Here is a 9,715-nt window from a genome sequence, read left to right on the forward strand (position 1 = left end):
CCTCCATTATCATTGAGCGATATCTAACCGGAGCCAGCGATTTGTCCAACATTTGGAAGCGGCAACCTTGTCGGTTTTGGCTGGTTGCTTCGAAGCCGCGGAGGAAGAACGAACAGGCCTTCGTTCTCCGTCCGGGCAGAAGGAGAGCGGCGATGCAGAAGCGCTACGCGATTTTCGCGGATTATAATCAATTCCATCTTTGGGATCACGCGGTGACGCCAAGCACGGCGCTGGATTATGACGATGCCGACATCGAGCGCAGGATCAAGGTGGCGCCCTTCCTGGTGGTGATCCAGCCGGAGCGAAACATGGAGGTGCAGGTCGACTTGGAAATCGCCGATCACGCGCCAGACGACAGCTTTGACGACTGGGATCATGTGGCCGAGGCCAGCCTTGACCTGCCGTCGGGCAAGCTTGAGATTCACCAATGCACGGGCGGATCGGTCGATATCCTGTCCGTGCCCCCCGGGACCTACCGGGTGCGCGCTTATTACGGCGGGCTCGACACATTGAGCGAGGATCAACTGGACGGGCACGATCATTATCGGCTCGTGGTGTGGCCCGCGCCGTCCGCGCCCATGGCGGTTCTCAAGCAATTTTCACCCGGTTAGGCTGTCTTGCACCTTGGCCCGCCGGCAGGCAGAGTTGGGCGATGCAGTCCGTTACTTTCACGGCCACACCGGACGATCTTATCGCCGCCTACCGCCTGAACTATGTCCTGAGCGTCAAATCCAAGCGGGTGCTGCGAGGCTATCTTTTCGGTGGCCTTTTCGTCGCGGTCGCGGCCGGTATTGCGTCGTCGGAGTGGAAGTTGGCCCCTGTTCCGCTGGCGGCGCTGGGGGGCATGGCCTATTGGGTGCTGATCTTTTCGCTGATCATGCTGGCTGCCTATTGGCGGCTGCCGCGGCAGGTCAGGCGGATCTACCGGCAGCAGAAATCGCTGCACGACGCGGCAACAGTCGAATGGTCCGACAGCGGCATATATTTTCGATCGACAAGGGGTGAGGCGCACTTTGCGTGGGGCGATTTCATCGGGATCGTCACGAATGACGATGTCGTCATTCTTCGCCAGAGCGAGGCATTGATCAACTTCATCCCAACCCGGGTCCTGACCCCCGAACAGCGCGATGAACTGACCGGCAAGATTTAGCCTGCCTGCTCCTGCGGTTCGCCCGGCACCGGTGGCATTTTACCAAGACGCTTTCCTCCCGCCGCTGCAGGACCTACATCGCGTCCATTATGGCTCGTCCACGTCCCCCCGAATTCGATAAGAAGAAGATCGTCGCCGAAAACCGGCGCGCGCGCTTTGAATATTTCCTGGAAGATTTCTTCGAGGCGGGCATCGCGCTGACCGGTACCGAGGTGAAATCGCTGCGCTTCGGCGAAGGGTCTATTGCGGAGGCCTATGCAGAGGTGAAGGATGGCCAGGTCAGCCTGATCAACGCCAATATTCCGGAGTTCAGCCACGGCAATCGTTTCAATCACGTCCCCAAGCGGCCGCGTAAATTGCTGCTGCACGAGCGTGAGATCGAGAAGATGCACAAGGGGCTGAGCCGCGAGGGCATGACCCTCATCCCGATGTCCGTCTATTTCAACAGTCGCGGCCGGGCCAAGGTTGAACTCGCGCTCGCCAAGGGAAAGAAGCTGCACGACAAGCGCGAGACGGTGAAGGATCGCGATTGGAAGCGGGATCAGCAACGCCTGATGCGCGATCGCGGCTAGGCAGCCTCTTGCGCGCCCTGCGCGAGCCGTTACCGCTGTAGCTTAAAGTATATTCTTGGGAATCCATCCATGGTCTCTAAGCCCGTTCTCCTGTTCGCCTGCAGCCTGTTTGCGCTTTCCTCAGCGGTGGCAGCGGCGCCGGCCGCGCGCACGGCTGGATCGTCGGCCAAGAAACCTCAGATCGGAACATTCGGCTTCGATGAGGCAGGGATGAATCGCGCGGTGGCGCCGGGCGACGATTTTTACGCTTTCGCGAACGGCACTTGGGAAAAGAACACGCCGATTCCGGCTGACCGTTCGAATTTCGGTGCCTTTACCGTGCTCGAAGAATTGTCGCTGTCGCGCACCCGCGCGATTCTGGACGAAGCGGCGAAGAATTCTGCGTCGAAGAGCGGCGCGCTCTATGCCAGTTTTATGGACGAGGGTGCGATCGAGGCCAAAGGTTTCGACCCTATCAAAGCCGATATCGCTGCTGCCAAGGCGATCAGTTCGAAGGCGGATTATGCCCGCGCGCTGGGCCTTGCACTTCGCAACAATGTCAGCGGACCGATCGCAGCCGGCGTCTCGCTGGATGACAAGGACCCCGACCGGCCCACGATCCAGATTGCGCAATCCGGCCTCGGTTTGCCGGACCGCGATTATTATCTGAAGACGGATGCGCCGATCGTTGCCGCGCGCAAAGCCTATGTCGATTATCTGACCCAATTGTTCACGCTGACCGGCGAGCCCAATGCGGCTGCGCGGGCGCAGGCGGTCGCGGACTTCGAAGGCAAGCTCGCGCAGGTTCAATGGTCGCGCACCGACAGCCGCGATTCGGACAAGACCTATAATGTCTGGACGCGCGCTGATTTTGACAAGAAAGCGCCCGGCTTCGATTGGGCGGCCTATCTGGGCGCGGCCGGCCTCAACAACGACAATCATTATCTCGTTGCGCAGCCGAGCGCGATCGCCGGTTCCGCCAAGCTGATCGCCGATGCGCCGCTGCCACTGCTGAAGGACTATCTGCTGGCGCGCACCATCGATGCGGCCGCGCCGTGGCTGTCCCGGCGTTTCGTGGACGCCAACTTTGCATTCCACGGCACGACATTGTCGGGCACGCCACAGATCCAGGAACGCTGGAAGCGCGGCGTCGATCTGGTCGAAAGTGCGATGGGCGAGGATGTCGGCCAGGCCTATGTCGCCAAATATTTCCCGCCGGAGACCAAGGCGGCCGCCGACCAACTGGTGAAGAATATCATCGCGGCGATGGATCGGCGGCTGGAAACGCTCGCCTGGATGGATCCGGCAACCCGTCAGCAGGCGCGGGCCAAGCTGGCAGCCTTCACGCCCAAGATCGGTTACCCGGATCATTGGCGCGATTATTCCGGCCTGACCATCCAGCGCGACGATCTTTACGGGAATGTTAAGCGCTCCAGCGAGTTCGATTGGCAATATGGACTGTCGAAGCTCGGCAAGCCGGCGGATCGTCGCGAGTGGGGTATGACCCCGATGACGATCAACGCTTATGCCAATCCCGTGTGGAACGAGATCGTGTTCCCCGCTGCGATATTGCAGCCGCCTTTCTTCGATCCGCACGCCGATCCGGCGGTGAATTATGGCGGCATCGGCGCGGTGATTGGACATGAGTTAAGCCATCATTTCGATGACCAAGGCCGCAAATATGACAAAACCGGTCGGCTGACCGATTGGTGGACGCCGCAGGATGTTGCCCGCTTCACTGCGCTGACCGATAAGCTGGTGAAGCAATATGACGCCTATGAGCCGCTGCCGGGCATGCATGTTCAGGGTCAGATGACCTTGGGCGAGAACATGGCGGATCTCGCTGGTCTGACGGTTGCGATGGACGCCTATCACGCCTCGCTCAAGGGCAAGTCTGCGCCGGTGATCGATGGGTTAACCGGAGATCAGCGCTTTTATCTGGGCTGGGCGCAGGTATGGCGGCGCAGCTATCGTGAGGCCAATCTCCGGCAGCGCCTGTTAACCGATCCGCATTCGCCGTCCGTGCAGCGGACGTGGATGGTCCGTAACCTGCAGCCCTGGTACGACGCATACAAGCCGTCGGTGACGGCCAAGATGTATCTGCCGCCGGAACAGCGGGTGCTGGTCTGGTAAGGCGGTGCAGCCACTTTACCGGGATGGTCGCGCTCTTTCGTTTCGGTCTGCGAATCTATCTATGCGGACGTGCGGCAGGTCAGTAAGGGGCGCGACATGACCGTACCTTTGTCTGTCCTCGTCATCGAGGACGAGCCGCTCATCGCGATGATGATCGAGGATTTTATTGAGATGCTCGGCCACACGTTGGCGGGGGCATGCGACAGTGTGGCCGATGCGCTGGTCAAGGTGGAAGAGGGCGGCTTCGATGTCGCTATTCTCGACGTCAACCTGCGCGACGGTGCCTGCTGGCCGGTGGCGGATGCGTTGAAGCAGCGCGACATACCGTTCGTCCTGGCGAGTGGCGGCCATGTCGAGCCGCCGCCTGCGGCGCATGCCGATGGCCTGCAGTTGGCCAAGCCGTTCACGCTCGACGGCATCCGCGACGTGCTGAACTCTATTCCGCGCCGTTGATGCCGCGCGAAGCGGCAGCGGGGTGCTTAAGTTCTTCTCTTGTTCTCATGGAACATTTCGTGTACGAGGCGTTTCACGCGTTGAACGTGCGGATGACTTCCTCTAGCGACAAGGGCTTGGGACATGGCAGCTTCTCTGAAGGTGATCGACGGCGATATGGCTAGCACGGGCGAACGGCAAAAGGCGCTCGACGCCGCATTGGCGCAGATTGATCGCGCCTTCGGCAAGGGCTCGGCAATGAAGCTCGGCAGTCGCGAGAAGATCGAGATCGAGGCGATTTCTACCGGAAGCCTGGGGCTCGATATCGCCCTGGGTATCGGTGGGCTGCCGCGCGGACGAATCGTTGAAATCTATGGTCCGGAATCGTCAGGCAAGACTACTCTGGCGCTGCATGCCATTGCCGAGGCACAGAAAGCCGGCGGCACCGCGGCCTTCATCGACGCCGAACATGCGTTAGACCCGGGCTATGCGAAAAAGCTGGGTGTCGACATCGACAATCTGATCGTCAGCCAGCCGGACACGGGTGAGCAGGCGCTTGAAATCACCGATACGCTGGTTCGCTCCAACGCGATCGACGTGCTGGTGGTCGATTCGGTGGCGGCGCTCGTGCCACGGGCAGAAATCGAAGGTGAGATGGGCGACAGCCATGTCGGCCTGCAGGCGCGTCTGATGAGCCAGGCGTTGCGGAAGATTACTGGTTCGATCTCGCGTTCACGCACGCTTGTCATCTTCATCAACCAGATCCGCATGAAGATCGGTGTGATGTACGGCAATCCGGAGACGACCACGGGCGGCAACGCGCTCAAATTCTATGCCTCCGTCAGGCTCGACATCCGCCGTACCGGTCAGATCAAGGATCGGGACGATATTGTCGGCAATTCGACGCGTGTGAAGGTGGTGAAGAACAAGGTCGCGCCACCGTTCAAGCAGGTCGAATTCGACATCATGTATGGCGAAGGCGTATCCAAGATCGGTGAGATCCTCGACCTTGGCGTCAAAGCCGGCCTGGTCGAGAAATCCGGCGCGTGGTTCAGCTATGACAGCATCCGGATCGGCCAGGGCCGTGAGAATGCCAAAAACTACCTGCGTGAAAATGCCGACATCTGCGCACGCCTGGAAAAGGCGATCCGAGCCAATGTGGCGGAAGTTGCCGAGAAGATGATCACGGGGCCGGAGCCTGACGACGACGCCTGAGCCTCTTACGGCGATCTATTACGAACTGTGATGAAAGCGCGGGCCCCCTGGGTTCCGCGCTTTTTTGTCCGCCCCGGTGCAGATGCTGCCAGGGTTGCGCTCTTGCCGCGGGGCAGTGGCGCGCATATCCTCAGCTATGGCATCGCCGACTATGTTTCAGCCGACCCGCCGCCGCCTGATCGGCGCCGCTGCGCTGCTTCCTTTCTTGACCCTCCCCGACGTGGTGCGCGCGGCTGAGCCGGACTTGTCTGCGCTGAGGCCCATGACCGGCGACATTAAGCCGATCGGTCGAGTAGAGCGGGCAGAACGCCTCATCCGGGCCCAGGCGCTGATGCGGGCGAGTGGGATTGGCGCCGTGGTGATCGAACCCGGATCCTCGCTGGTCTATTTCACGGGCATCCGCTGGGGCCGGAGCGAGCGGCCCTTGCTCGCCATCCTGCCCGTCGAGGGGAGTCCGTGCATCGTTTCGCCCTTCTTCGAAGAGCCACGTATGCGTGAAACGCTCGGCATCCCTGCTGAAGTGCGCGTGTGGCAGGAAGACGAAGACCCTCTCGGGGTCGTGGCCGGTCTGCTGAAAGACCGCAAGCTCATCGGCCGCCCGATCGGCATCGAGGAAAGCGTACGTTTTTTCATTCCGGACGCGCTTGCCCATGCTGCGCCGGATGCGAAGATTGTCTCGGCCAATCCGGTCGTGCGCCGCTGCCGTATGCTGAAGACCGCTCCGGAATTGGCCTTGATGCAGCGCGCGACCGATATCACGATCACCGCCTATCGCTGGCTCCACCCGCGGATCGAGCGGGGCATGACGGGCAGCGACATCGGTGCATTGATGGACGCCGCAACGACCAAGTTGGGCGGTTCACCCGAGTTCAGCATGGCGCTGATCGGGGAAGCGGCCGCCTATCCCCATGGAACCAAGGCGGTCCGCCGCGTCGATGCAGGCCAGATCGTGCTGATGGATTGCGGCTGCACGGTGGACGGCTACCAATCCGACGTTTCGCGGACTTTCGTATTCGGCGCCCCGAATGCCCGGCAACGCAAGGTTTGGGATCAGGTGCATCAGGGGCAGCAGGTCGCCTTCGCCGCCGCACAGATCGGCAAGCCCGCCGGCAGCGTCGATGATGCCGTACGTAGCCTATATGCCGGCTTCGGTTATGGACCGGGCTACAAGCTGCCGGGCCTTTCGCATCGTACAGGCCACGGCATCGGCCTGGACGGCCATGAACCGGTCAACCTTGTCCACGGCGAAGAGACCCCGCTCGCGCCTGGCATGTGTTTTTCCAACGAGCCGGGCATTTACATTCCGGGCAGCTTCGGCGTGCGCCTTGAGGATTGCTTCCACATGACCACGGCCGGCCCAAAATGGTTCAGTGTCCCGCCCGTATCGATCGATCAACCCGTTTAGCCAGAGGGAGCGCGTTGAGGCAGCGCGTAAAGCGGTATCGTCACCGAGAGGCTGCCGCTTGAGAAGGGCGTTCCCGTCCACTAAGTCGCAGTCATGACATCCACGAACGACATTCGCCGCTCCTTCCTCGATTATTTCGGAAGTGCGGGCCACCGCATCGTGCCGTCGGCGCCCTTGGTGCCGCACAACGACCCGACGTTGATGTTCGTCAACGCGGGCATGGTGCCGTTCAAGAATGTGTTCACCGGGCTGGAAACGCGGCCCTATTCCACCGCGACGTCCAGCCAGAAGTGCGTGCGCGCGGGCGGCAAACACAATGATCTCGACAATGTCGGCTACACCGCACGGCACCACACCTTCTTCGAGATGCTCGGCAATTTCTCGTTCGGCGACTATTTCAAGGAACAGGCGATCACCCACGCCTGGACGCTGCTGACGCGCGAATGGGGGCTGCCTGCCGACAAGCTGACCGCCACCGTCTATCACACTGACGATCAGGCCTTCGATCTGTGGCGGAAGATTTCGGGCTTGCCCGAGCATCGTATCATCCGGATCGCGACGAAGGACAATTTCTGGGCGATGGGATCTGACGGGCCGTGCGGCCCCTGTTCGGAGATCTTTTACGATCATGGCGATCACATCCCCGGTGGTCCGCCCGGCAGCCCGGATGAAGATGGCGACCGGTTCGTCGAAATCTGGAATTTGGTCTTCATGCAGTTTCTGCAGGAGGCCGACGTTATCGTCAGCGATCTGCCCAAGCCCAGCATCGACACGGGCATGGGCCTGGAGCGGGTCGCGGCGGTTCTGCAGGGCGTTCACGACAATTATGATACGGACACGTTCAAGGCGCTGATCGCCGCGTCCGGCGAGTTGACCAAAAGTGCAACGGACGGCGCCAATACGGCCTCGCACCGTGTGATCGCCGATCACCTGCGCGCATCGGGTTTCCTAGTGGCGGACGGCGTGCTGCCGGCCAACGAGGGGCGCGGCTATGTGCTGCGTCGTATCATGCGCCGAGCAATGCGGCATGCTCATCTGTTGGGAGCGGCCGAACCCTTGATGTATCGGCTAGTGCCGGCGCTGGTCGCCGAAATGGGTGCTGCTTATCCAGAATTGGTTCGTGCCCAGCCGCTGATCGAGGAAACGTTGCGGCTGGAGGAGACCCGCTTCCGGCAGACGCTCGCCAACGGTCTGCGCCTGCTGGACGAGGCCACCGGCACGATGGTGGAGGGAGATACGCTGCCCGGTTCGGTGGCGTTCAAGCTCTATGACACGTTCGGCTTTCCGTATGACCTGACCGAAGACGCGCTGCGTGCCCAGGGCCTGAACGTCGACCGCCCTGGCTTCGATGCCGCCATGGCGGAGCAGAAGGCCGCTGCGCGCGCCGCGTGGAAGGGATCGGGCGACAAGGCATCGGACGACGTCTGGTTCGACGTTGCGGAGGAGCAGGGCGGCACGGAATTCATCGGCTATTCCAGCCACGAGGGCGACGCTCAGGTCGTCGCCCTGGTAAAGGATGGCGCGCGCGTGCAGCAGGCCGGCGCGGGTGAGGAGGTGACGATCCTCACCAACCAGACGCCATTCTATGGCGAAAGCGGCGGCCAGATGGGCGATGCGGGGATCGCCGATAATGAGGATGGCTTCCGTGCCGTGATCAGCGACACGTCGAAGCCCCTTGGGCGGCTGCATGCGCACAAGGCCCAGATCGGCGCCGGCAATATCAAGATCGGTGATACGATCCATCTTTCGGTGGACGTGGCGCGGCGCAGCCAGCTGCGCGCGAACCATTCGGCGACGCATCTTTTGCACGCGGCATTGCGCCACCGGCTGGGCGGGCATGTAACGCAGAAGGGCAGTCTGGTCGCGGCCGAACGCCTGCGCTTCGACTTCTCGCACCCCAAGGCGCTGACGCCTGAGGATATCGCGGCGGTCGAGGCCGAGGTGAACCGGCACATTCGGGAGAATGATGAGGTCACCACCCGTTTGATGACTCCGGACGATGCCATAGCGGCGGGTGCGATGGCGCTGTTCGGCGAGAAATATGGCGATGAGGTGCGCGTATTGTCGATGGGGCAGGGCGAGGATGCGCCTTGGTCGGTGGAGCTGTGCGGCGGCACCCATGTCGACGCGCTCGGTGACATCGGCGTCTTCAAGATCATCGCGGAAAGCGCTGTTTCGTCGGGCGTTCGCCGGATCGAAGCCCTCACCGGCGAAGCGGCACGGTTGTGGCTGACCGGCCGTGAAGATCGGCTTCGGGAAGCGGCTTCCGTTCTGAAATCCACGCCCGAGGAGGTGCCGGCGCGCGTTGCCGCACTGATCGAGGAACGGCGCAAGCTGGAACGCGAGCTTGCCGATGCCAAGAAGGCGCTGGCGCTCGGCGGAGGCAGCGGCGCCAAGGCGGACGCACCAGCAGCCGAACAGGTCGCCGGCATCGGCTTCATCGGGCATGTGATCGATGGCCTCGATCCCAAGGGCCTGCGCGGGCTCGTGGACGAGGCCAAGGGCCGTTTGGGATCCGGTGTGGCGGTGCTGGTCGCCGTCAATGACGGGCGCGCCAGCGCGGCTGTGGGGGTGACGGACGATCTCGTGGCGCGCTTGTCGGCTGTCGAGCTGGTGAAGCAGGCGGTTGCTGCGCTGGGCGGGCAGGGCGGCGGCGGCCGTCCGGATATGGCGCAAGGCGGCGGCCCGAATGGTGCGCATGCTGCCGATGCCGTATCGGCTGTTCGCCGCGCGCTGGAGGATAGCCTGGTTACGGCATGATGGGCGATCCCATGCGGGTGAACCTTTACGACTATCGGCGACCGTTGATGTGGCACGCCAGCGCGTAGC

8 protein-coding genes are annotated in these 9,715 nt (G+C 62.1%); all 8 read left to right on the top strand.

What is annotated here, in order from left to right:
* The first annotated feature begins 152 nt into the window (after positions 1 to 152).
* Positions 153 to 611, top strand: a complete 459-nt coding sequence (locus ACOJSI_RS17115) for a hypothetical protein (RefSeq protein ID WP_420139517.1) — start codon at positions 153 to 155, stop codon at positions 609 to 611.
* 41 nt (positions 612 to 652) lie between these two features.
* Entirely contained in the window at positions 653 to 1,150 is a 498-nt protein-coding gene (locus tag ACOJSI_RS17120) for a YcxB family protein (protein ID WP_420139518.1), read from the top strand.
* Between the two features lie 89 nt (positions 1,151 to 1,239).
* Entirely contained in the window at positions 1,240 to 1,722 is a 483-nt protein-coding gene (gene smpB / locus ACOJSI_RS17125; RefSeq protein WP_420139519.1) for an SsrA-binding protein SmpB, read from the top strand.
* A gap of 69 nt (positions 1,723 to 1,791) precedes the next feature.
* The gene (locus ACOJSI_RS17130; protein WP_420139520.1) at positions 1,792 to 3,834 is read left to right on the top strand and encodes a M13 family metallopeptidase; all 2,043 of its coding nucleotides are present in this window, start codon (positions 1,792 to 1,794) and stop codon (positions 3,832 to 3,834) included.
* A 96-nt stretch (positions 3,835 to 3,930) separates the two neighbouring features.
* Positions 3,931 to 4,287 (top strand): response regulator, encoded by a 357-nt coding sequence (locus ACOJSI_RS17135; protein ID WP_420139521.1) that lies wholly within the window; start codon positions 3,931 to 3,933, stop codon positions 4,285 to 4,287.
* Positions 4,288 to 4,410: 123 nt separating this feature from the next.
* Positions 4,411 to 5,481: a recombinase RecA gene (gene recA / locus ACOJSI_RS17140; RefSeq protein WP_420139522.1), complete on the top strand. Its 1,071-nt coding sequence runs from the start codon at positions 4,411 to 4,413 to the stop codon at positions 5,479 to 5,481.
* Between the two features lie 136 nt (positions 5,482 to 5,617).
* A complete protein-coding gene (locus ACOJSI_RS17145) occupies positions 5,618 to 6,886 on the top strand; it encodes a M24 family metallopeptidase (protein ID WP_420139523.1) in 1,269 nt (422 codons plus the stop codon).
* Between the two features lie 93 nt (positions 6,887 to 6,979).
* Positions 6,980 to 9,646, top strand: coding sequence for an alanine--tRNA ligase (gene alaS / locus ACOJSI_RS17150; RefSeq protein WP_420139524.1), 2,667 nt, complete (start codon positions 6,980 to 6,982; stop codon positions 9,644 to 9,646).
* Positions 9,647 to 9,715: the final 69 nt, after the last annotated feature.

Origin of the sequence: Sphingomonas sp., from assembly GCF_048595155.1 — a bacterium.
Taxonomy (GTDB): domain Bacteria; phylum Pseudomonadota; class Alphaproteobacteria; order Sphingomonadales; family Sphingomonadaceae; genus Sphingomonas_I.

Bases quoted from the DNA above. Each gene is read 5' to 3' on its own strand.
- ACOJSI_RS17115 (WP_420139517.1), top strand. From the start codon at position 153: ATGCAGAAGCGCTACGCGATTTTCGCGGATTATAATCAATTCCATCTT.
- ACOJSI_RS17120 (WP_420139518.1), top strand. From the start codon at position 653: ATGCAGTCCGTTACTTTCACGGCCACACCGGACGATCTTATCGCCGCC.
- smpB (WP_420139519.1), top strand. From the start codon at position 1,240: ATGGCTCGTCCACGTCCCCCCGAATTCGATAAGAAGAAGATCGTCGCC.
- ACOJSI_RS17130 (WP_420139520.1), top strand. From the start codon at position 1,792: ATGGTCTCTAAGCCCGTTCTCCTGTTCGCCTGCAGCCTGTTTGCGCTT.
- ACOJSI_RS17135 (WP_420139521.1), top strand. From the start codon at position 3,931: ATGACCGTACCTTTGTCTGTCCTCGTCATCGAGGACGAGCCGCTCATC.
- recA (WP_420139522.1), top strand. From the start codon at position 4,411: ATGGCAGCTTCTCTGAAGGTGATCGACGGCGATATGGCTAGCACGGGC.
- ACOJSI_RS17145 (WP_420139523.1), top strand. From the start codon at position 5,618: ATGGCATCGCCGACTATGTTTCAGCCGACCCGCCGCCGCCTGATCGGC.
- alaS (WP_420139524.1), top strand. From the start codon at position 6,980: ATGACATCCACGAACGACATTCGCCGCTCCTTCCTCGATTATTTCGGA.